Source organism: Litchfieldella qijiaojingensis (genome assembly GCF_014651875.1).
Lineage (GTDB): Bacteria > Pseudomonadota > Gammaproteobacteria > Pseudomonadales > Halomonadaceae > Litchfieldella > Litchfieldella qijiaojingensis.
The window spans coordinates 1-21187 of sequence record NZ_BMXS01000021.1 but is presented as its reverse complement, the minus strand read 5'-3'; the positions used below and the strand labels follow the sequence as shown (position 1 = coordinate 21187).

Here is a 21187-nt window from a genome sequence, read left to right as displayed (position 1 = left end):
ATCCGTACTCCTGCCCTTATTCGGCGCCAGAGAAGTCTTCAAGCGTCTCGCCCGCGGCCAGGGTCACGTACGCCTTGCGGTAACCCTTGCGCTGACCGACACCATGAGCGGTGCGCTTGGTCTTGCCCTTCATGTTCAGGACCTGCACACGATCGACCTTCTTGCCGAACAGGGCCTGTACGGCCTGCTTGATTTCCGGCTTGGTCGCGTCACTAGCCACTTTGAACACGTACTGGTTGTTCTCGGCGGCGAAGGCGGCCTTCTCGGTCACGTGCGGACCAAGCAGAACCTTGAATACGCGTTCCTGGTTCATGCCAGCTTCTCCTCGAATTTGCGCAGAGCGGAGACGGTGACCAGCACCTTGTCGAAGGCGACCAGGCTCACCGGATCGGCGGCAGCGACGTCCACCACATCCACATTGGGAATGTTGCGGGCGGCCAGATAGAGCTTTTCATCGACCTCTTCGGTGACGATCAGCACTTTCTCCAGATCAAGCTCCTTGAGCTTGGCGACCAGTTGCTTGGTCTTCGGGGCCTCGACGGTGATCTCGTCGATGGCCACCAGACGCTCCTGGCGGACCAGCTCGGAAAGAATCGAGCGCATTGCCGCGCGGTACATCTTGCGGTTGACCTTCTGCGAATGGTCCTGAGGACGGGCCGCGAAGGTCACACCGCCGCTACGCCACAGCGGAGAGCGGATGGTGCCGGCGCGCGCACGACCAGTACCCTTCTGGCGCCACGGCTTCTTGCCGCCGCCACGCACGTCGGAACGATTCTTTTGGGCACGCGTACCCTGACGACCACCAGCCAGGTAGGCGGTGACGACCTGATGCACCAGCGCCTCATTGAATTCTTTGCCAAAGGTGGCATCGGACACTTCGACGGTCCCTGCACCTGCGCCTGCAAGATTCAAATTCATCGGTCTTGACCCCCTCAGCGAGCTTTCACGGCAGAGCGCACGATAACGTCACCACCCGGCGCACCAGGCACGGCGCCCTTGATCAGCAGCAGGTTACGCTCGGCATCGACGCGGACGATTTCCAGGCTCTGCACGGTGCAACGGGCATTGCCCATCTGACCGGCCATTTTCTTGCCCTTGAAGACACGGCCCGGGGTCTGACACATACCGATGGAACCCGGTGCACGATGCGACAGGGAGTTACCATGGCTGTTGTCTTGGGTGCGGAAATTCCAGCGCTTGACGGCGCCCTGGAAGCCCTTGCCCTTGGAGGTGCCGGTCACGTCGATCTTCTGACCAGCTTCGAAGAGGGATACGGTGAGCACGCCGCCCACTTCCGGAGCTTCCTCACCTTCGGCGAGGCGAAATTCCGTCAGCGAACGACCGGCCTCGACACCCGCCTTGGCAAATTGCCCGGCTTGCGCCTTGGTCAGGTGCTTGGCCTTGCGGGAACCGGTTGTCACCTGAACCGCATTGTAGCCGTCAGTTTCGACGGTCTTGATGCGAGTCACGCGGTTAGGCTCAACCTCGATCACGGTTACGGGCACGGATGCGCCATCCTCGGTAAAGACACGGGTCATCCCGGCCTTCTTACCGACCAAACCGATAGTCATGTTCAGTCTCCTATTAGTGTACGGGGCTATCACCCGCTATGGCTGCCCTTTCCAGAGCATTCCACTAGCACATTGTGTCGCGCCATCACGGCGTGGCGGCTGCTGCTGGCGCTTTGCCAAACGGCTTGCCGCAGTGTCTAGTGTGATGTCAGTCGAGTTTGATCTGCACGTCCACGCCAGCGGCGAGATCGAGTTTCATCAGTGCGTCGACGGTCTTTTCCGTGGGTTCGACGATGTCGAGCACACGCTTGTGAGTGCGAATTTCATACTGATCGCGCGCGTCCTTATTGACGTGCGGTGAAATCAGGATGGTGTAGCGCTCACGGTTGGTCGGCAACGGAATCGGACCGCGCACCTGAGCCCCGGTCCGCTTGGCGGTTTCCACGATCTCCGCAGCGGACTGGTCGATCAGGCGATGGTCGAACGCCTTCAACCGAATGCGAATCTTCTGGTTCTGCATTTGCCCTAAACTCCAATGGATGTCGACGGCGACGCCGTCTACCCACGCATTCAAAGGATGCGCATTATAGGCATGCCCGCCCCCCGAGTCAAACATGGGGTGAAAACATGCGCAGAAAGGGGGCTCCGCATGGAGCCCCCTTCGATCATCGGGTGAGCCTCAGGCTTACTGGACGATCTTGGACACAACGCCGGCGCCCACGGTACGGCCACCTTCACGGATGGCGAAACGCAGGCCGTCTTCCATGGCGATCGGTGCGATCAGGGTAACAACCATCTTGACGTTGTCACCCGGCATGACCATCTCGACGCCTTCCGGCAGTTCACAGGTACCGGTCACGTCGGTGGTACGGAAGTAGAACTGCGGACGGTAGCCCTTGAAGAAGGGGGTGTGACGACCACCCTCTTCCTTGGACAGGATGTAGACTTCGGACTCGAACACGGTGTGCGGTGTAATGCTGCCCGGCTTGGCCAGAACCTGACCGCGCTCGACATCATCACGCTTGGTACCGCGCAGCAGCGCACCGATGTTCTCACCAGCACGACCTTCGTCGAGCAGCTTGCGGAACATCTCGACACCGGTCACCACGGTCTTAGTGGTGTCGCGGATACCCACGATCTCGACTTCCTCACCACTCTTGATGATACCACGCTCGACACGACCGGTGACCACGGTACCACGGCCAGAGATGGAGAACACGTCCTCGATCGGCATCAGGAACGGCTGATCAATGGCACGCTCCGGCTCCGGAATGTAGTCGTCCAGGGCCTTGATCAGGTTGGCAACGGCGGTGGTGCCCATGCCGTTGTCGTCCTTGCCTTCCAGCGCCATCAGAGCGGAACCGATGATGATCGGAGTATCGTCGCCCGGGAAGTCGTACTCGGACAGCAGCTCGCGCACTTCCATCTCAACCAGCTCGAGCAGCTCCTCATCGTCGACCATGTCGGCCTTGTTCAGGAACACGACGATGTACGGAACGCCGACCTGGCGAGACAGCAGGATGTGCTCGCGAGTCTGCGGCATGGGGCCGTCGGCGGCGGAACACACCAGGATGGCACCGTCCATCTGGGCCGCACCGGTGATCATGTTCTTGACGTAGTCGGCGTGCCCCGGGCAGTCGACGTGCGCGTAGTGACGCTGCTCGGACTGGTACTCGACGTGAGCGGTGGCGATGGTGATACCGCGCTCGCGCTCTTCCGGTGCGTTGTCGATGGAGTCGAACTGGCGCCACTCGCCACCGAACACCTCAGCGGAGACGCGAGTCAGGGCCGCAGTCAGAGTGGTCTTGCCGTGGTCGACGTGACCGATGGTGCCGACGTTGACGTGCGGTTTGGAACGTTCAAATTTTTCCTTAGCCACTGCTATAACCTCTTTACGTTAGCTAACGGTTATCCGTTCTGGTTGATGACGGCTTCAACGACGCTGGAGGGCGCCTCGTCGTACTTCGCAAACTCCATGGAGTAGCTTGCGCGGCCCTGGGTCTGAGAGCGCAGGTCGGTCGCGTAACCGAACATCTCGCCCAGCGGCACCATTGCGCGGATGATCTTGCCCGAAGACGAGTCATCCATGCCCTGCACCAGACCGCGACGACGGTTCAGGTCGCCCATGACGTCACCCATGAACTCCTCGGGGGTCACGACCTCGACCTTCATCATCGGCTCCAGCAGCACGGCCTTGGCCTTCTTGGCACCTTCTTTGATCGCCATTGAAGAGGCGATCTTGAACGCGGTCTCGTTGGAGTCCACGTCGTGGTAGGAGCCATCGTACAGCGTGACCTTGACGTCGATCATCGGGTAACCCGCGATGACACCGTTCTGCAGCTGCTCATAGGCCCCTTTCTCGACGGCCGGCACGTATTCCTTGGGAACCACACCGCCGACGATTTCGGAGGCGAACTTGAAGTGCATGTCTTCGTCGTCGCCCTTGTCTGCCGCGGTCAGCGGCTCGATACGCAGCCACACGTGACCGAACTGACCACGACCACCGGACTGACGCACGAACTTGCCTTCCTGTTCGACGCTGCCGCGAATGGTCTCGCGGTAGGCCACCTGTGGCTTGCCGATGTTGGCCTCGACCTTGAACTCGCGACGCATGCGGTCGACGATGATGTCGAGGTGCAACTCGCCCATGCCAGAGATGATGGTCTGCCCGGTTTCCTCATCGGTCTTGACGCGGAACGACGGGTCCTCCTGGGCGAGCTTGCCCAGCGCGACGCCCATCTTCTCCTGATCGGCCTTGGACTTCGGTTCGACAGCCACCGAGATTACCGGATCCGGGAACTCCATGCGCTCGAGAACGATCTTGTTCTCGATGTCGCACAGGGTATCACCGGTGGTGACATCCTTGAGGCCGATACAGGCGGCGATATCACCAGCGTAGACTTCCTTGATCTCCTCGCGCGAGTTGGAGTGCATCTGCACGATACGGCCGACGCGCTCCTTCTTGCTCTTGACGGAGTTGAAGACGCTGTCGCCTGACTTCAGCACTCCGGAATAGACGCGGATGAAGGTCAGGGTACCGACGAACGGGTCAGTGGCGATCTTGAACGCCAGCGCCGAGAAGGGAGCGTTGTCATCGGCTTCACGGGTTTCGATGGTGCCTTCGGCATCATCCAGCTCACCCTCGATGGCCTTGACCTCGGTGGGCGACGGCATGTACTCGATCACGCCATCCAGAACCGCCTGCACGCCCTTGTTCTTGAACGCCGAGCCACAGGTGACCAGCACGATCTCGTTGTCGAGAGTACGACGACGCAAACCGGCCTTGATTTCCTCATTGGTCAGCTCGCCTTCCTCGAGGTACTTGTCCATCAGCTCCTCGGAAGCCTCGGCGGCGGCCTCGACCATCTGCTCACGATATTCCTCGGCGGTTTCGCGCAGCTCGTCGGGAATGTCGACCAAGTCATAGGTCATGCCCAGGTCGTCTTCATTCCACAGGATGGCCTTCATCTGAATCAGATCGACCACACCCTTGAACTCGTCCTCGGCACCCCAGTTGATCTGGATCGGCACGGGATTGGCATTCAAGCGCTCCTTGAGCTGCTTGACAACCATGAAGAAGTCGGCCCCGGCACGGTCCATCTTGTTGACGAACACCATGCGCGGCACTTCGTACTTGTTGGCCTGACGCCATACGGTCTCGGTCTGCGGCTGCACGCCAGAGGAGCCGCAAAGCACCACCACGGCACCATCCAGCACACGCAGAGAGCGCTCGACCTCAATGGTGAAGTCGACGTGCCCCGGGGTGTCGATGATGTTGATACGGTGCTCGTCGAACTGCTTGTTCATGCCCTGCCAGAAGCAGGTGGTCGCCGCGGAGGTGATGGTGATCCCGCGTTCCTGCTCCTGCTCCATCCAGTCCATGGTGGCGGCACCATCATGAACCTCGCCGACCTTGTGAGACAGGCCGGTGTAAAACAGGATACGCTCGGTAGTCGTCGTCTTGCCGGCGTCGACGTGGGCCACGATACCGATATTGCGGTAACGCTTGAGCGGAGTCTTGCGTGGCACGATGGAATTCCCCATTGGTTGGAGGCGCGGCCATTGCAACCAGCGCCTCGTTGATGGAAGTCGGCGTTAGAAGCGGTAGTGCGAGAAGGCCTTGTTGGCCTCCGCCATACGGTGCACATCTTCGCGCTTCTTGACCGCGGCGCCCTTACCTTCGGAGGCATCGAGCATCTCGCCGGCCAAACGTTGCACCATGGTCTTCTCACCACGGTTGCGGGCGGCATCCACCAGCCAGCGCATGGCCAGCGCCTGACGACGAGAGGGACGGACTTCCACAGGCACCTGGTAGGTGGCACCACCGACACGGCGAGACTTGACCTCGACCATCGGCTGGATGGACTCCAACGCCTTGTCGAAGATCTCCAGTGGCTCTTCCTTGCTACGCTCGGCAACCCTATCCAGCGCACCGTAGACGATGCGCTCAGCTACGGACTTCTTGCCACTGACCATCAGGTGGTTCATGAACTTCGCCAGGCGCTCACTTCCGAACTTCGGATCCGGAAGGATTTCACGTTTAGCAGCAACTCTTCTTCTAGGCATGATAAGCCCTCAGGTAAAAGGGTCCTTCAGGTAAACTCGAGACTCCCGCCTCCGATTTGACAATGCATCCTCGGGCGACGCTCGACCTTACTCTTATCTGACCGTTGCGATTCAGTATCTGAGCGACCCTGGCCTTAGGCCTTGGGGCGCTTGGTTCCGTACTTGGAGCGGCCCTGCTTGCGGTTCTGCACGCCGGAGGTGTCCAAAGCGCCGCGCACACCTCGTAGCCATTGGTCAAGCGCACGCGGCATACCTTCCGCAGCGCCGAGTTGGGCTTTTTAGGGGTGGTGGTGTATACGCGGGTGCAAACGCCGCGCTTCTGCGGGCAGGCCTGCAGCGCCGGCACGTCGCTCTTGGCGAGGCGGCGCTTGCGCGGCTTGCGCACGAGCTGATTGATCGTTGCCATGGTCTGTAGCTGACTCCAATGGTTGCCTTGGCCTTTTGCAGTGGGCGTGGGCACACCCACCCCACTATTAAAGGCTGCGCATTCTACTGTCTCGTCACGATCGCCGTCAAGGCCGGCGCGGAGGCGCCGGCCGAGGTGGCGGCCGGTTCAGATGTCGTCGTCATCGGCGTCGAGTGCGGTGAGCTGGGCGCCCAGCTCCTGCTCGACGTCGTAGGCCGACGGATGAAGCGTGCGCTCGGCGTCTTCACGCTTGCGCTTGCGCTCCGCATGGTGGGTCAAACCGGTACCGGCCGGGATCAAGCGTCCCACCACCACGTTTTCCTTCAGGCCGCGCAAGTAATCGCGCTTGCCGGTCACTGCCGCTTCAGTCAACACTCGCGTGGTTTCCTGGAAGGAAGCCGCGGAGATGAACGACTCGGTCGCCAGACTGGCTTTGGTGATACCCAGCAACAGGCGATCATACTTGGCCGGGAACTTGTCTTCCTGGGCCAGACGGGCGTTTTCCTCGAGCACGCGGACCAGTTCGACCTGATCGCCGGTGATAAAGCTCGAATCGCCGGCATCGGTGATTTCGACCTTGCGCAGCATCTGGCGCACAATCACCTCAATGTGCTTGTCGTTGATGCCCACCCCTTGCAGACGGTAGACCTCCTGCACCTCGGCGGTGACGTATTTGGCCAGCTCCGCGACTCCCAGCAGACGCAGGATGTCATGCGGATTGCTGGGACCATCCGAGATCACCTCGCCGCGCTCAACGGTCTCGCCTTCGAACACCGCGATCTGACGCCACTTGGGAATCAGCATCTCGAACGGGTCGCCAGACTCCGGAGTGATGGTCAAGCGACGCTTGCCCTTGGTCTCCTTGCCGAAGCTGATCACACCGCTGACCTCGGCAAGAATCGCCGGCTCCTTGGGCTTGCGTGCTTCGAACAGGTCGGCGACACGCGGCAGACCACCGGTGATGTCCTTAGTACCGGAGGCTTCCACCGGGATACGGGCGATGATCTCACCAATGCTGATATTCGCACCGTGATCGACGGAAACGATGGCATTACCAGGCAACAGGTACTGGACCGGCGTGTTGGAACCCGGCAGTGCCACATGCTCACCGGCATCGTTAGTGAGCATGATCATCGGGCGCTTGTCGCGACCCGCTGCCGGACGAGCACCCGACTCGATCACTTCGATGGACGACAGCCCGGTCATCTCGTCCACGCTGCGGTGGATAGAGATGCCCTCTTCCATGTCGATGTACTGTACCTTGCCTTCGACCTCGGCAACGATCGGGTGGGTGTGCGGATCCCACTTGGCCACCGCCTGACCGGCATCGACCGCCTCGCCGTCCTTGACCGACAGCTCGGCGCCGTAGGGCAGCTTGTAGTACTCCCGTTCGCGGCCATGATCGTCGGCCACCGCCAAGGCACTGGAGCGGGATACCACCACCAGCTTGCCATCGCTGCGCTCGACGTACTTGATATTGTGCAGACGTACCTTGCCACCGTGCTTGACCTGGACGCTGTCCACCGCCGAAGCGCGCGATGCCGCCCCGCCGATGTGGAACGTCCGCATGGTCAACTGGGTACCAGGCTCACCGATAGACTGCGCCGCAATGACCCCCACGGCCTCACCAATGTTGACCTGATGGCCACGCGCCAGATCGCGGCCGTAACAGACCGAACACACGCCATGGGCGGTGTCGCAGGTAATGGTACTGCGCACCACGATCTCGTCGACGCCCATGGTGTCGAGGTCGGCGCACCAAGCCTCGTCGAGCAAGGTGCCCTTGGGAATCAACACTTCGTCGGTGGCCGGATCGATCACATCCTGAGCCACGACGCGACCCAGCACGCGCTGCGCCAAGGAGACGATGATATCGCCACCCTCGATGATCGGGTGCAGCGTCAAGCCTTCCTCGGTGCCACAATCGGTCTCGGTGATCACCAAGTCCTGGGCCACGTCGACTAGACGGCGGGTCAGGTAACCGGAGTTGGCGGTCTTCAGTGCGGTATCCGCCAGACCCTTACGCGCCCCGTGCGTGGAAATGAAGTACTGCAGTACGTTCAGCCCCTCGCGGAAGTTGGCGGTAATCGGCGTCTCGATGATCGAGCCGTCAGGCTTGGCCATCAGGCCACGCATCCCCGCCAACTGACGGATCTGGGCGGCGCTACCACGGGCCCCGGAGTCGGCCATGATGAACACGCTGTTGAACGAGTCCTGCTCGACTTCATTGCCTTCGCGATCGATGACGGTTTCCTTGGAGATGCCTGTCATCATCGCCTTGGCCACCTTATCGTTGGCCTTGGACCAGATGTCGATGACCTTGTTGTACTTCTCGCCCGCCGTGACCAGACCGGAGGAGAACTGATCCTCAATCTCCTTCACCTCGTCCTCCGCGGCATCGACGATGCCCTTCTTGGCATCGGGGATGACGAAGTCATTGACGCCGATGGAGGCGCCGGACCAGGTCGCCAGGCGGAAGCCGGTGTACATCAGCTGGTCGGCGAAGATCACTGTTTCCTTGAGGCCGGTACGCCGATAGACCTCGTTGATCAGCCTGGAGATCGCCTTCTTCTTCATCGGCTGGTCGACCAGCTCGAAGGGCGCCCCCTTGGGCAGGATGCGGAACAAGAGCGCACGGCCCACAGTGGTATCGAAGATCGAGCGTTTCTTGACCAGCTCGCCGGTTTCCTCGTCGGGCAGATGCTCGGTCAGGCGCACCTTGACCCGGGCGTGCAACGACACACTCTGAGTGCCAAAGGCACGCTCGACCTCGTTGAGGTTGGCGAACACCATGCCCTCGCCCTTGGCGTTCACCTTCTCGCGCGTCATGTAATACAGCCCCAGTACAACGTCCTGGGACGGCACGATGATCGGCTCACCATTGGCCGGTGACAGCACGTTGTTGGTCGCCATCATCAATGCTCGCGCCTCGAGCTGGGCTTCCAGCGTCAACGGCACGTGGACGGCCATCTGGTCACCGTCGAAGTCGGCGTTGTAGGCGGCGCACACCAGCGGGTGGAGCTGGATCGCCTTGCCCTCGATCAGTAGCGGCTCGAATGCCTGGATGCCCAGCCGGTGCAGGGTCGGAGCACGGTTAAGCAGAACCGGGTGCTCGCGGATGACATCGGCGAGGATATCCCACACCTCGGGCAGCTCACGCTCGACCATCTTCTTGGCGGCCTTGATGGTCGACGCCTGGCCGTTGAGTTGCAGCTTGGAGTAGATGAACGGTTTGAACAGCTCCAAGGCCATCTTCTTGGGCAGACCGCACTGGTGCAGACGCAGGGTCGGTCCCACGGTAATCACCGAGCGGCCAGAGTAGTCGACGCGCTTGCCCAGCAGGTTCTGGCGGAAGCGGCCCTGCTTGCCCTTGATCATGTCGGCCAGTGACTTCAACGGGCGCTTGTTGGACCCGGTGATGGCGCGACCGCGGCGGCCATTGTCGAGCAACGCATCCACCGACTCCTGCAGCATGCGCTTCTCGTTGCGCACGATGATATCCGGCGCATTGAGATCGAGCAGGCGCTTCAGGCGGTTGTTGCGGTTGATCACGCGACGGTACAGATCGTTGAGATCCGAGGTCGCGAAGCGACCGCCGTCGAGCGGCACCAACGGGCGCAGGTCCGGCGGCAGTACCGGCAGCACTTCCATGACCATCCACGCCGGATCGTTTCCGGACTGGTGGAAGGCTTCCAGCAGCTTGAGACGCTTGGACAGCTTCTTGATCTTGGTCTCGGAGTTGGTCTGCGGAATCTCTTCGCGCAGATGATTGATCTCTTCCTCCAGATCGATGTCCTGAAGCAGGGCCTGCACGGCCTCGGCGCCCATGCGCGCGTCGAAGTCATCACCGAATTCTTCCAGTGCCTCGAAGTACTGCTCGTCGTTGAGCAGTTGACCACGCTCGAGAGTGGTCATGCCCGGATCGATGACCACGAAACTCTCGAAGTAGAGCACGCGCTCGATGTCGCGCAGGGTCATGTCGAGGAACATGCCGATACGCGACGGCAGTGACTTGAGGAACCAGATATGCGCAACCGGCGAGGCAAGCTCGATATGCCCCATGCGCTCACGACGCACTGCGGCCTTGGTCACTTCGACTCCGCACTTCTCGCAGATGATGCCTCGATGCTTCATGCGCTTGTACTTGCCGCACAAGCACTCGTAGTCCTTCACCGGGCCGAAGATCTTGGCACAGAACAGGCCGTCGCGCTCCGGCTTGAAGGTACGGTAGTTGATGGTCTCGGGCTTCTTGACCTCGCCGTAGGACCAGGAGCGGATCATGTCCGGCGACGCGAGGGTGATCTTGATCGCGTCGAATTCTTCGGACTGTGCCTGCGATTTGAGGACTTTCACCAAATCTTTCATGGGAGGCTCCTAGCTCTCTAACTCGATATCGATGCCCAGCGAGCGGATCTCCTTCACCAGCACGTTGAAGGATTCCGGCATACCCGCCTGCATGGTGTGGTCGCCATCGACGATGCTCTTATACATCTTGGTACGACCTTCCACATCATCGGACTTGACCGTGAGCATCTCCTGGAGGGTGTAGGCCGCGCCATAGGCTTCCAGGGCCCAGACCTCCATCTCACCGAAGCGCTGACCACCGAACTGCGCCTTGCCGCCCAGCGGCTGCTGGGTGACCAGCGAGTAGGAGCCGGTGGAACGCGCATGCATCTTGTCGTCGACCAGGTGGTTGAGCTTCAGAATGTACATGTAGCCGACCGTGACCGGACGATCGAAGGCCTCTCCGGTACGGCCGTCGTAAAGGGCCATCTGCCCCGATTCCGGCAACTCGGCCAGGTTGAGCAACTGCTTGATCTCGTGCTCCTTGGCACCATCGAACACCGGCGACGCCATCGGCACGCCACCGCGGAGGTTCTTGGCCAGGGCAATGACCTCATCGTCGGTCAACGAGTCGAGATCCTCCACGCGGGTGCCCGGCGTGTTGTAGATCTTGCCCAAGAAGCCGCGAATCTCGGCGACCTGCTGTTCGCGGGCCTCGTGCAGCATGCGATCGATCTTCACACCCAAGCCGTGAGCGGCGAGCCCCAGGTGAGTTTCGAGCACCTGCCCGACGTTCATGCGCGACGGCACACCCAGCGGGTTGAGCACTACGTCGACCGGCTCGCCGTTCTCGTCGAACGGCATGTCCTCGACCGGCATGATCGCCGAGATGACACCCTTGTTACCGTGACGCCCAGCCAGCTTGTCCCCGGGCTGGATACGACGCTTGACCGCCATATAGACCTTGACGATCTTGAGCACGCCCGGCGCCAGATCGTCGCCTTGGGTCAGCTTACGCTTCTTGTCCTCGAAGCGCTCATCCATCTCCTTGCGACGGTTCTCGAGTTGCTCATCGGCCTGGGCCAGCAGCTCGTTGAGCGCCTCGTCCTGCAGGCGCAGCTTGAACCACTGCTGACGTGGCAGCTCTTCCAGGTAGTCGTCGCTGAGCACATCGCCCTTCTTGAGCTTGGGCCCACCATTGACCGCCTGGCCGGACAGCGTGCGCTTGAGACGTTCGAAAGTCGCATCCTCGGCGATGCGGTAGGTTTCCTGCAGGTCCTTGCGCACCTCGTCGAGCTGCATCTGCTCAATGGCCAGGGCCCGAGAATCCTTCTCCACGCCGTCACGGGTGAAGACCTGGACATCGATGACGGTACCCTTCATGCCGGTGGGCACACGCAACGAGGTGTCCTTCACGTCGGAAGCCTTCTCGCCGAAGATCGCGCGCAGCAGTTTCTCTTCGGGGGTCAACTGGGTTTCGCCCTTGGGCGTGACCTTGCCGACCAGGATATCACCGGGGCCCACTTCCGCACCGATGTAGACAACGCCCGCTTCATCCAGTTTGGACAATGCCGACTCGCCGACGTTGGGAATATCCGAGGTGATTTCCTCGGCTCCCAATTTGGTGTCGCGGGACACGCAGGTCAGCTCCTGGATGTGGATGGTGGTGAAGCGATCCTCCTGTACCACCCGCTCCGAGAGCAGAATCGAGTCCTCGAAGTTGTAACCGTTCCATGGCATGAAGGCGATACGCATGTTCTGACCCAAAGCCAGGTCACCCATATCGACCGAGGGGCCGTCGGCGAGGATATCGCCGCGCGCCACCTCGTCGCCGGGACGAACGATGGGGCGCTGGTTCATGCAAGTGTTCTGGTTGGACCGCACATATTTGGTCAAGTTGTAGATATCGACGCCGGCCTCGCCACCGATGATCTCGTCCTCGTTGACCCGCACCACGATGCGCTTGGCATCGACGGAGTCGATCACCCCGCCACGACGCGCCACGGCGCAGACGCCGGAGTCACGCGCCACGACACGCTCCAGCCCAGTACCCACCAGCGGCTTGTCAGCACGCAGTGACGGCACTGCCTGGCGCTGCATGTTGGAGCCCATCAAGGCACGGTTGGCATCATCATGCTCGAGGAATGGAATCAACGCCGCGGCCACCGACACCACCTGGCGCGGCGACACATCCATCAGCGTGACCTTGTCGGGCGCCATGAAGGTGGTCTCGCCCTTGTGACGGACCTGTACCAGGTCATCGACCAGTTGACCGTTCTCGTCCACGGTGGCCGATGCCTGAGCGATGATGAAGTCCCCTTCCTCGATGGCCGACAGGTGCATGACCTCGTCGGTGACCTGACGATCGACCACCTTGCGGTACGGCGTCTCGAGGAAACCATAGCTATTGGTATGGCTGTAGGTGGCCAGCGAGTTGATCAGGCCGATGTTCGGCCCCTCCGGGGTCTCGATCGGGCACAGGCGGCCATAGTGCGTAGCGTGAACGTCGCGCACCTCGAAGCCGGCCCGCTCACGGGTTAGACCACCCGGGCCGAGCGCTGAGACACGACGCTTGTGCGTGACCTCGGACAACGGGTTGTTCTGGTCCATGAACTGAGAGAGCTGGCTCGAGCCGAAGAATTCCTTGACCGCCGCTGCCACCGGCTTGGCATTGATCAGGTCCTGCGGCATGAGACCTTCGCTCTCGGCCATGGACAGGCGTTCCTTGACGGCACGCTCGACGCGCACCAGCCCCACACGGAACTGGTTTTCGGCCATTTCCCCGACACAACGGATGCGGCGATTGCCCAGGTGATCGATGTCGTCGACGTCACCGAAGCCGTTACGGATCGCGATCAATTCCTTGAGTACATCAAGGATGTCCTGCTTATCGAGCACCCCGGAGCCGGTATCAGCGTCACGACGCAGGCGACGGTTGAACTTCATGCGCCCGACACCGGACAGGTCGTAGCGATCCTCGGTGAAGAACAGATTGTTGAACAGCGTCTCGGCAGCCTCCTTGGTCGGCGGCTCACCAGGACGCATCATGCGGTAGATTTCAACCAACGCCTCGAGCTGGGTGCGCGTGGTATCCAGCTTGAGAGTATCGGAAACGAAGGGGCCACAGTCGAGATCATTGGTGTACAACGTCTCGATCGTGGTAATGCCCGCCTTGGCCAACTTCTCGAGCAACTCCGGCGTGACTTCGGTGTTGCACTCACAGATCAGTTCGCCGGTATTCGGGTCGACCTGATCCTTGGCCAAGGTCTTGCCAAACAGGTACTCCATCGGTACCTCAAGACGCTCGAGGCCCGATTTTTCCATCTGCCGGATATGCTTCTGGGTGATGCGGCGCCCTTCCTCGACGATCATTTCGCCATTGGCGTCCTTGATGTCGAATGTCGCGGTTTCACCACGCAGGCGCGACGGAACGAGGTCCACCGAGAAGCCAGTCTTCTCGACGTGGAAGACACTGGTTTCGAAGAAGGTGTCGAGAATCTCCTCGGCATTCATGCCCAGCGCGCGCATCAGCACCGTGGCCGGCAGTTTGCGGCGCCGGTCGATACGCACGAAGACGTTGTCCTTCGGGTCGAACTCGAAGTCCAACCAGGAGCCACGATAGGGAATCACACGAGCGGAATAGAGCAGCTTGCCGGAAGAGTGGCTCTTGCCCTTGTCATGGTCGAAGAACACCCCCGGAGAGCGATGCAGTTGGGAGACAATGACCCGCTCTGTCCCGTTGACCACGAAGGTACCGTTCTCGGTCATCAGGGGGATTTCCCCCATGTAGACTTCCTGCTCCTTGATATCCTTGATCGCCTTGTTCGACGACTCCTTATCGTAGATGATCAGGCGAACCTTGACCCGCAGCGGTGCCGAGTAGGTGACGCCTCGCAGCTGGCATTCCTTGACGTCGAACGCCGGCGTGCCGAAGCGGTAGCTGACATACTCGAGAGCGGCATTACCTGAGAAGCTCTCGATCGGGAACACGGACTTGAAGGCGGCATGCAGGCCGACCTCGAGCCGCTCTTCCGGCGCACGATCCTGCTGGAGAAAGTCGTAGTAGGAATCAAGCTGGATGGCCAGCAGGTAGGGCACATCCATCACTTGGGGCAGTTTGCCGAAATCCTTGCGGATGCGTTTTTTCTCAGTGTATGAGTAAGCCATCTGTATTCCCCAGCTTGTTCACCATGGGTGACCGATGCGTGTCGGCGCCACCGGACGGATGCGACTCCGTCAGGCGCTGACGGCAAGCCCCCTCGGGAGGGCTCGCCGTCGGAATTCGGCTAGCGGACAGACCACGATGGCCCGCCGGCTAGTAGCAACAGAAAAAGGCCGGCAGCGGACATCCCGCCACCAGCCGTGGAAGCTTACGCAGCGCGTGAAGCCCCAGGACCCAAGGGTTACTTGAGCTCCACAGATGCGCCGGCTTCTTCCAGCTTCTTCTTTGCTGCTTCGGCGTCGTCCTTGGACATAGCTTCCTTGATGGTCGCCGGCGCGCCGTCGACGGCACCCTTGGCTTCCTTCAGACCCAAGCCAGTGATCTCACGAACCACCTTGATCACGTTGACCTTCTTGTCGCCAGCGGCGGTCAGCACCAGGTCGAACTCGGTCTGTTCTTCGGCGACTTCGCCAGCGGCAGCCGGACCAGCCACGACGGCGGCAGCAGCGGAAACGCCGAACTTCTCTTCCATCGCAGAAACCAGCTCAGCGACTTCCATCACGGACATGTCGGCGACGGCGTTGATGATGTCTTCTTTGGTCAGTGCCATTTTCGTATTCCTAAACTTTGCGGAGCCTTGCAGCCTGAAGGGCAAGGGCTCGGTGTATCAGTAGCGCGGTGCGCCGAAGCAATCTTCCGCCGCTCAGGCGGCTTGTTCCTGCTTCTGGTCGCGCAACGCGGCGAGGGTACGAACCAACTTGCCGGCAGAAGCTTCCTTCATGACGGACATCAGCTTGGCGATCGCCTCATCGTACGTCGGCAGGGTTGCCAGCCGGTCAAGATCGGACGCCGGAATGAACTCACCTTCATAGGCCAACGCCTTGACTTCGAAGTCCTTCTGCGTCTTGGCAAATTCCTTGAACAGGCGGGCGGCAGCACCCGGATGCTCATAGGAGAAAGCCAACATCGTCGGACCCGAGAAAGTCTCGTCCAGGCACTCCCAAGGAGTACCTGACAGGGCGCGGCGTGCCAATGTGTTGCGGACAACACGGATCTGCACGCCATTCTCGCGAGCCTGTTTGCGCAAATCGGTCATTGCACCAACGGCCACACCGCGAGAATCGGCAACTACGACGGAGAGAGCGTCCTTGGCGGCTTCACTGACCTCGGCAACGATTGCCTTCTTGCCTTCGAGAGCTAGTGCCACTGTGTTCACTCCTTCGTGCCGGGGCGGCTGCGTAACGAATACACTGCAAACCCCGGTGGTTACCATCTGCCCTTCACCACGTGGCGAAGGACTCTTGGGTGATGGTGCACACCAGCGCACTGGCGGCCACACCATCTGCGCAGGCATTCCCCGGAGGGTAGATTAAGCCGCCCTTCCAAAAGCAGGGCGGCACCTGCGGTCTTTGACGGTGCCCCGCCTGCACTTGTCGAAACAGCGCACGGGGACCGCAAAGTTACTGCTTATTACCCATCAATCACACAAAAGCGCTGTGATCGACGGTAAGACCCGGACCCATGGTAGTGGACAGGGTCATTTTCTTGAAGTAAACACCCTTGGAAGTGCTCGGCTTGAGCTTCTTCAGATCGTTTACCAGCGCCTCCAGGTTGCCGCGAATGGCAGCCGCATCGAAGTCGACCTTACCCAAGGTGGTATGAATGATACCGTTCTTGTCGGTACGGAAGCGTACCTGACCCGCCTTGGCGTTCTTGACCGCGGTCGCCACATCGGGCGTCACGGTACCGACCTTGGGGTTCGGCATCAGGCCACGTGGGCCAAGGATCTGACCCAACTGGCCGACGACACGCATCGCATCCGGCGAAGCAATGACCACGTCGAAGTCGAGCTGCCCTTTCTTGACCTGCTCGGCCAAGTCATCCATGCCGACGATGTCAGCACCGGCTTCCTTAGCGGCATCGGCATTGGCGCCTTGGGTAAATACGGCCACACGCACATCCTTACCGGTACCATTGGGCATCACGGTAGCGCCACGCACGACTTGATCGGATTTCCGCGGATCGACGCCAAGATTGATGGCAACGTCCAGAGACTCCTTGAAGTTGACCTTGGAAATCTCGGCAAGCAGAGCGACGGCTTCATCGATGGAGTAGACCTTGGAGGCATCGACCTTTTCGCGGATCATCTGAGCGCGCTTGGACAATTTAGCCATGATCAGAGGCCCTCCACGTTGAGGCCCATGCTACGGGCACTACCAGCGATGGTACGCACGGCAGCATCAAGATCGGCGGCCGTGAGATCCGGCTCCTTGGTCTTGGCGATCTCCTCGAGCTGCGCGCGAGTGACGGTGCCGACCTTCTTCTTGTTCGGCTCACCTGAGCCGGACTTGATGCCAGCAGCCTTCTTCAGCAGGACAGCCGCAGGTGGCGTCTTGGTGACAAAGGTGAAACTACGGTCGGAGTAGACAGTGATCACCACCGGTGTCGGCAGACCCGGCTCAATTTCCTGAGTTGCCGCATTGAAGGCCTTGCAGAACTCCATGATATTGACACCGTGCTGACCCAGCGCGGGGCCGACGGGGGGACTCGGATTGGCTTTACCCGCTGCAACTTGCAGCTTGATATAAGCCTGTACTTTCTTGGCCATGATGGACTCCAGTTGGGTAGTAGCGCCTTTCGGCTCCCCGGGTTAAACGAGCCGCTTACGCGACTCGAGCGATAAACCTCATGCCAGGCCTGAACTCACTCTTTCTCGACCTGGGAAAACTCCAGCTCGACAGGCGTTGCGCGACCGAAAATCAGCACGCTGACCTGCAGGCGGCTCTTGTCGTAATTGACCTCTTCGACGACACCATTGAAGTCGGCGAAGGGACCATCGATGACACGCACGGACTGTCCCGGCTCGAACACGGTCTTGGGTCGCGGCTTGTCACTACCATCTTGAACGCGACGAAGGATCGCATCAGCCTCTTTCTGAGTGATCGGGGCCGGCTTCTCCTTGGTCCCGCCAATGAAGCCCATGACACGGGGCGTCTCATTGACCAGATGCCAGGTCGCGTCATCCATTTCCATCTCGACCAACACGTAGCCGGGGTAGAACTTGCGCTCACTCTTGCGGCGCTTGCCGTCACGCATCTCGACGACTTCTTCGGTAGGCACCAGAATCTCGCCAAAGCGCTCTTCCATGCCATACATCTTCACGCGCTCGATGAGCGAGCGCATGACATGCTTCTCGAAGCCTGAATAGGCATGCACGACATACCATCGCTTGGACATGGAATCTCCTAACCAATGACGCCGGACATCGCCCAGCCAAGAAGGGTGTCGATCAGCCATAGTATGAGGCCAACCACCAGCACAGCCACCAGCACGATGGCGGTGGTCTGCACAGTTTCCGGGCGAGTTGGCCACACGACGCGCTGGATCTCCTTGCGCGCACTGCGAGCCAGCTCAACCAGACTACGCCCCTTGGCGGTAGTCAACGCCACCACGGCGGCCAAAGCGCACACTGCCACCACACCCAGCACACGATAGAGGATAGCCTGGTCGGAAAAATAGGAGTTACCGACAACAGCAATCACCAGGAGAGTGACGACAACCGCCCACTTGAGCCCGTCGTGGCGCGACTCCTGCACCTCGGCGTTATGTTTCATGAAAACGAGACTCCTCAGGGTGCAGCAATCGAAACAAGACAGTATAAAAGATCCAGCCAGCCTGGGGAAGACTGGCAGGCCAGGAGGGAATCGAACCCCCAACCTGCGGTTTTGGAGACCGCTGCTCTGCCAATTGAGCTACTGGCCTGTAACAACACTTGCGCACGCCCTTTGCAGGCAACCTACGCAACAGCGGGCGCTATCATAGCGAATGAACACCCGACTGACAACCCCGACAGAGCCGGGAAAGAGAAAAGGCGAGCAGTGTGCTCGCCTTTTCAAATTGGAGCTCATGGACGGATTTGAACCGTCGACCTCACCCTTACCAAGGGTGTGCTCTACCCCTGAGCTACATGAGCATAACACGCATAGCAAGATTTGGAGCGGGTAGCGGGAATCGAACCCGCATCATCAGCTTGGAAGGCTGAGGTTCTACCATTGAACTATACCCGCCTACCCACTCCTGCAGCCGAACCAGCAAAAGCGTCTCGGCAAATCTCCAACTGGCGGCTCAGTCTACCGCTTTTCACAGCACTGTCAAGCGTTTATCCTGACTTTCCGAGATCATTCCCGGCGGCTCACCCGCTGCGAACGCGCGAAATTGTGTCAAAGCAGCGTGGAGAATGCAAGCCCGGCGCGAATTTTTTCCAGCGCCACCGGGGCCGGCACCCGAGGCGCTCCCGACATTCGCCCTGCGCGCTCAGCCACGGTCAGCGGAAAGCAGGCTTCCAGTCCGCCATAGACCATATCCGGCCACACCGCGTGAGGCACGCGAATCCCTCGTGATACGACCCGGGCGTCGCCACCGGTCAACAGCAAGGGCAGGGCTACACCCTCGCGATCGCACACCTCGCTATAGATGCGATTGACGGCGCTGACCGCCGCCATGTAAATGCCATGATTGACCGCCTCGACCGTATTCTTTCCTGGCGCCAGGAGTTCATCGGCTTCGCTGTCCGGGTCGATGGCCACATTGCGCGTCCCTAGCTGCAGGCTTTCTTTCATCAAACGCAGCCCCGGCAAAATGTATCCCCCCAAGTGCCGACCGCCCGGGAGGACAAAATCGATGGTGATTGCACTGCCACAATCCACGCTGCAACAGCCACCCGCTAACTGATAGCTGGCCAATGCACCCATCCAGCGATCCACCCCCAAACGCCCCGGGTCTTCATAACCATTGGTCACACCCAATGCCTCGGCCGTGGAGCGCGCCACATATACCGCCCCAACCTGGCGACGCAGTAACCCTACCGTTTCACGCAGCACTGTCTGTCGGGCAACGCTGGAAATACGCACTGCCTCGACCACATCTAAGTCGGGTATATCCGACCCCGGACGCCACTCTTCACGCGTCCAAACGGCTCCTCGGGAACGGATCTCGCTACTGACAGTATCCTTGAGGCGCCATTTCGACAGCGTATTGCCGATGTCGAGATCCAAGATCATGAGCGACCACGCAAGCTGATTTCACCGCCGGCAAGCCGCTCGACACCCGCGCTTGTGTGCACCAGCAGGTTTCCTGCCGCATCCACGCTGTCGACTTCTGCGGTATAACGCCGTTGCCCCTGACTGATCTCCACCACCTTTCCCGCATGGGCATTTCGGCGGTTCCAGGAGAACTGCCAGGGGCCGAACCCCTCAATCTCGAAACGAGCCAACAACAGCAATAGCTCCTCGACGAGTTCGGATGCCAACCGGTTGCGGGAAAGCTCTGGCAGGCGGTCATGCACCGCCGCCACAGGTTGATCGATTTGCGCGCGGATAGCCGCAGGTAGCGACATGTTGATTCCCAACCCGGCCACCACCTCGCAAGGTCCTGCCACATCACCGCTGATTTCCAACAAGATACCAGCCAGCTTGGCGTAACCTTGCTGCTGCTGAACAAGGATATCGTTAGGCCATTTCAATGCCACCTGCATGCCATGACGTTCCAGCACCTCGGCAACGGCGACGCCCACGGCAAGGCTCAACCCTTCCAGAGCGGCTGCTCCGCTCTCGAAGCGCCATCCAATGGACAGCAGCACGCCATGCCCCCAAGGACAGGCCCACCCGCGACCACGGCGCCCACGGCCAGCGCTCTGGCTCTCGGCCAAGCAAACCTCACCATGTCCAGCACCCTGCTCAAAACGTTCGCGCAGATACAGGTTGGTCGACGGCAAGGCCTGTTCGACGAATAGCCTGGACAAATGGCGCCGACTGTCACGAGACAAACCAGACACGATCGACGGCCCATCGAGCAGCTCGAGTGGCTCGGCCAATCGATAGCCCAGCCCCTTGACTGCCTCAAGGGGAATATCCATGGCTTCAAGTTTCTTGAGCTGCTTCCATATGGCCGTTCGCGATACGCCAAGGCGTTCCCCCAACTGCTCGCCAGAGTGGAAGTCACCATCGCTCAGCAAGCGAATCAGGTCACCGATGGTCATGACAATTGCCCCAACCGGGAAAAGCCCTATTCTAGCGGATGGAAGTCAAGCCCGGGAACGTTCGCGACCAAAGTGGCGGTAAACTCGACCCGCTGTATGCGTCCGGTAAACACACCTTCCGCTGAGCCCCGACTTCGATGACGGTAGGTGTCCACCTATTCCTTAGTGGACACCTACCATGAGTGAGTTAAGCGTATGGGAGGCGCCTCGAAAGCGTCGCC

General features: G+C 60.3%; 17 protein-coding genes, 3 tRNA genes and 1 pseudogene. All 21 read right to left on the bottom strand.

Annotated elements, in window-relative coordinates:
- Nucleotides 1-16 precede the first annotated feature (16 nt).
- Entirely contained in the window at nucleotides 17-313 is a 297-nt protein-coding gene (rplW, locus tag IE093_RS17030) for a 50S ribosomal protein L23 (RefSeq protein WP_189471291.1), read from the bottom strand.
- Nucleotides 310-918, bottom strand: coding sequence for a 50S ribosomal protein L4 (gene rplD / locus IE093_RS17025; RefSeq protein WP_189471290.1), 609 nt, complete (start codon nucleotides 916-918; stop codon nucleotides 310-312). Before rplD ends, rplW begins: the two co-directional genes overlap by 4 nt.
- 14 nt (nucleotides 919-932) lie before the next feature.
- Nucleotides 933-1571 carry a 50S ribosomal protein L3 gene (gene rplC, locus IE093_RS17020; protein ID WP_189471288.1) on the bottom strand — a complete coding sequence of 213 codons (639 nt, stop codon included), beginning with the start codon at nucleotides 1569-1571 and terminating at the stop codon, nucleotides 933-935.
- Nucleotides 1572-1719: 148 nt separating this feature from the next.
- Nucleotides 1720-2031 carry a 30S ribosomal protein S10 gene (gene rpsJ / locus IE093_RS17015; protein ID WP_016419080.1) on the bottom strand — a complete coding sequence of 104 codons (312 nt, stop codon included), beginning with the start codon at nucleotides 2029-2031 and terminating at the stop codon, nucleotides 1720-1722.
- A gap of 165 nt (nucleotides 2032-2196) precedes the next feature.
- Nucleotides 2197-3390, bottom strand: a complete 1194-nt coding sequence (tuf, locus tag IE093_RS17010) for an elongation factor Tu (protein ID WP_189471286.1) — start codon at nucleotides 3388-3390, stop codon at nucleotides 2197-2199.
- A gap of 29 nt (nucleotides 3391-3419) precedes the next feature.
- Nucleotides 3420-5540, bottom strand: a complete 2121-nt coding sequence (gene fusA, locus IE093_RS17005; protein WP_189471284.1) for an elongation factor G — start codon at nucleotides 5538-5540, stop codon at nucleotides 3420-3422.
- A 66-nt stretch (nucleotides 5541-5606) separates the two neighbouring features.
- Entirely contained in the window at nucleotides 5607-6077 is a 471-nt protein-coding gene (gene rpsG / locus IE093_RS17000) for a 30S ribosomal protein S7 (protein ID WP_189471281.1), read from the bottom strand.
- A gap of 134 nt (nucleotides 6078-6211) precedes the next feature.
- Nucleotides 6212-6483 (bottom strand): annotated as a pseudogene (rpsL, locus tag IE093_RS16995) (30S ribosomal protein S12).
- A 147-nt stretch (nucleotides 6484-6630) separates the two neighbouring features.
- Nucleotides 6631-10848 carry a DNA-directed RNA polymerase subunit beta' gene (gene rpoC / locus IE093_RS16990; protein ID WP_189471279.1) on the bottom strand — a complete coding sequence of 1406 codons (4218 nt, stop codon included), beginning with the start codon at nucleotides 10846-10848 and terminating at the stop codon, nucleotides 6631-6633.
- A gap of 9 nt (nucleotides 10849-10857) precedes the next feature.
- Entirely contained in the window at nucleotides 10858-14934 is a 4077-nt protein-coding gene (gene rpoB / locus IE093_RS16985; RefSeq protein WP_189471278.1) for a DNA-directed RNA polymerase subunit beta, read from the bottom strand.
- A 236-nt stretch (nucleotides 14935-15170) separates the two neighbouring features.
- On the bottom strand, nucleotides 15171-15539 hold the full coding sequence (gene rplL / locus IE093_RS16980; RefSeq protein WP_189471276.1) for a 50S ribosomal protein L7/L12: 369 nt from the start codon (nucleotides 15537-15539) through the stop codon (nucleotides 15171-15173).
- Between the two features lie 93 nt (nucleotides 15540-15632).
- On the bottom strand, nucleotides 15633-16136 hold the full coding sequence (gene rplJ, locus IE093_RS16975) for a 50S ribosomal protein L10 (RefSeq protein ID WP_016419072.1): 504 nt from the start codon (nucleotides 16134-16136) through the stop codon (nucleotides 15633-15635).
- 274 nt (nucleotides 16137-16410) lie between these two features.
- Nucleotides 16411-17103 (bottom strand): 50S ribosomal protein L1, encoded by a 693-nt coding sequence (rplA, locus tag IE093_RS16970; RefSeq protein ID WP_189471274.1) that lies wholly within the window; start codon nucleotides 17101-17103, stop codon nucleotides 16411-16413.
- A 2-nt stretch (nucleotides 17104-17105) separates the two neighbouring features.
- Complete coding sequence (gene rplK / locus IE093_RS16965; protein WP_189471272.1) at nucleotides 17106-17537, bottom strand: 50S ribosomal protein L11; 432 nt, start codon at nucleotides 17535-17537, stop codon at nucleotides 17106-17108.
- A 95-nt stretch (nucleotides 17538-17632) separates the two neighbouring features.
- A complete protein-coding gene (gene nusG / locus IE093_RS16960; RefSeq protein ID WP_189471270.1) occupies nucleotides 17633-18166 on the bottom strand; it encodes a transcription termination/antitermination protein NusG in 534 nt (177 codons plus the stop codon).
- A gap of 8 nt (nucleotides 18167-18174) precedes the next feature.
- On the bottom strand, nucleotides 18175-18543 hold the full coding sequence (gene secE, locus IE093_RS16955; RefSeq protein ID WP_189471268.1) for a preprotein translocase subunit SecE: 369 nt from the start codon (nucleotides 18541-18543) through the stop codon (nucleotides 18175-18177).
- Nucleotides 18544-18615: 72 nt separating this feature from the next.
- Nucleotides 18616-18691 (bottom strand) — tRNA-Trp (locus IE093_RS16950).
- Between the two features lie 136 nt (nucleotides 18692-18827).
- Nucleotides 18828-18902 (bottom strand) — tRNA-Thr (locus IE093_RS16945).
- A gap of 20 nt (nucleotides 18903-18922) precedes the next feature.
- Nucleotides 18923-18996, bottom strand: a tRNA-Gly gene (locus tag IE093_RS16940).
- Nucleotides 18997-19149: 153 nt separating this feature from the next.
- Nucleotides 19150-19989, bottom strand: a complete 840-nt coding sequence (locus IE093_RS16935; protein ID WP_189471266.1) for a type III pantothenate kinase — start codon at nucleotides 19987-19989, stop codon at nucleotides 19150-19152.
- The gene (locus IE093_RS16930) at nucleotides 19986-20966 is read right to left on the bottom strand and encodes a biotin--[acetyl-CoA-carboxylase] ligase (protein ID WP_189471264.1); all 981 of its coding nucleotides are present in this window, start codon (nucleotides 20964-20966) and stop codon (nucleotides 19986-19988) included. Before IE093_RS16930 ends, IE093_RS16935 begins: the two co-directional genes overlap by 4 nt.
- Between the last annotated feature and the right edge of the window lie 221 nt (nucleotides 20967-21187).

What these genes read in the sequence shown, in the direction of transcription:
- rplW (WP_189471291.1), bottom strand. Translation starts at nt 313, where the DNA reads ATGAACCAGGAACGCGTATTCAAGGTTCTGCTTGGTCCGCACGTGACC.
- rplD (WP_189471290.1), bottom strand. Translation starts at nt 918, where the DNA reads ATGAATTTGAATCTTGCAGGCGCAGGTGCAGGGACCGTCGAAGTGTCC.
- rplC (WP_189471288.1), bottom strand. Translation starts at nt 1,571, where the DNA reads ATGACTATCGGTTTGGTCGGTAAGAAGGCCGGGATGACCCGTGTCTTT.
- rpsJ (WP_016419080.1), bottom strand. Translation starts at nt 2,031, where the DNA reads ATGCAGAACCAGAAGATTCGCATTCGGTTGAAGGCGTTCGACCATCGC.
- rpsG (WP_189471281.1), bottom strand. Translation starts at nt 6,077, where the DNA reads ATGCCTAGAAGAAGAGTTGCTGCTAAACGTGAAATCCTTCCGGATCCG.
- rpoC (WP_189471279.1), bottom strand. Translation starts at nt 10,848, where the DNA reads ATGAAAGATTTGGTGAAAGTCCTCAAATCGCAGGCACAGTCCGAAGAA.
- rpoB (WP_189471278.1), bottom strand. Translation starts at nt 14,934, where the DNA reads ATGGCTTACTCATACACTGAGAAAAAACGCATCCGCAAGGATTTCGGC.
- rplL (WP_189471276.1), bottom strand. Translation starts at nt 15,539, where the DNA reads ATGGCACTGACCAAAGAAGACATCATCAACGCCGTCGCCGACATGTCC.
- rplA (WP_189471274.1), bottom strand. Translation starts at nt 17,103, where the DNA reads ATGGCTAAATTGTCCAAGCGCGCTCAGATGATCCGCGAAAAGGTCGAT.
- rplK (WP_189471272.1), bottom strand. Translation starts at nt 17,537, where the DNA reads ATGGCCAAGAAAGTACAGGCTTATATCAAGCTGCAAGTTGCAGCGGGT.
- nusG (WP_189471270.1), bottom strand. Translation starts at nt 18,166, where the DNA reads ATGTCCAAGCGATGGTATGTCGTGCATGCCTATTCAGGCTTCGAGAAG.
- secE (WP_189471268.1), bottom strand. Translation starts at nt 18,543, where the DNA reads ATGAAACATAACGCCGAGGTGCAGGAGTCGCGCCACGACGGGCTCAAG.
- IE093_RS16935 (WP_189471266.1), bottom strand. Translation starts at nt 19,989, where the DNA reads ATGATCTTGGATCTCGACATCGGCAATACGCTGTCGAAATGGCGCCTC.
- IE093_RS16930 (WP_189471264.1), bottom strand. Translation starts at nt 20,966, where the DNA reads ATGACCATCGGTGACCTGATTCGCTTGCTGAGCGATGGTGACTTCCAC.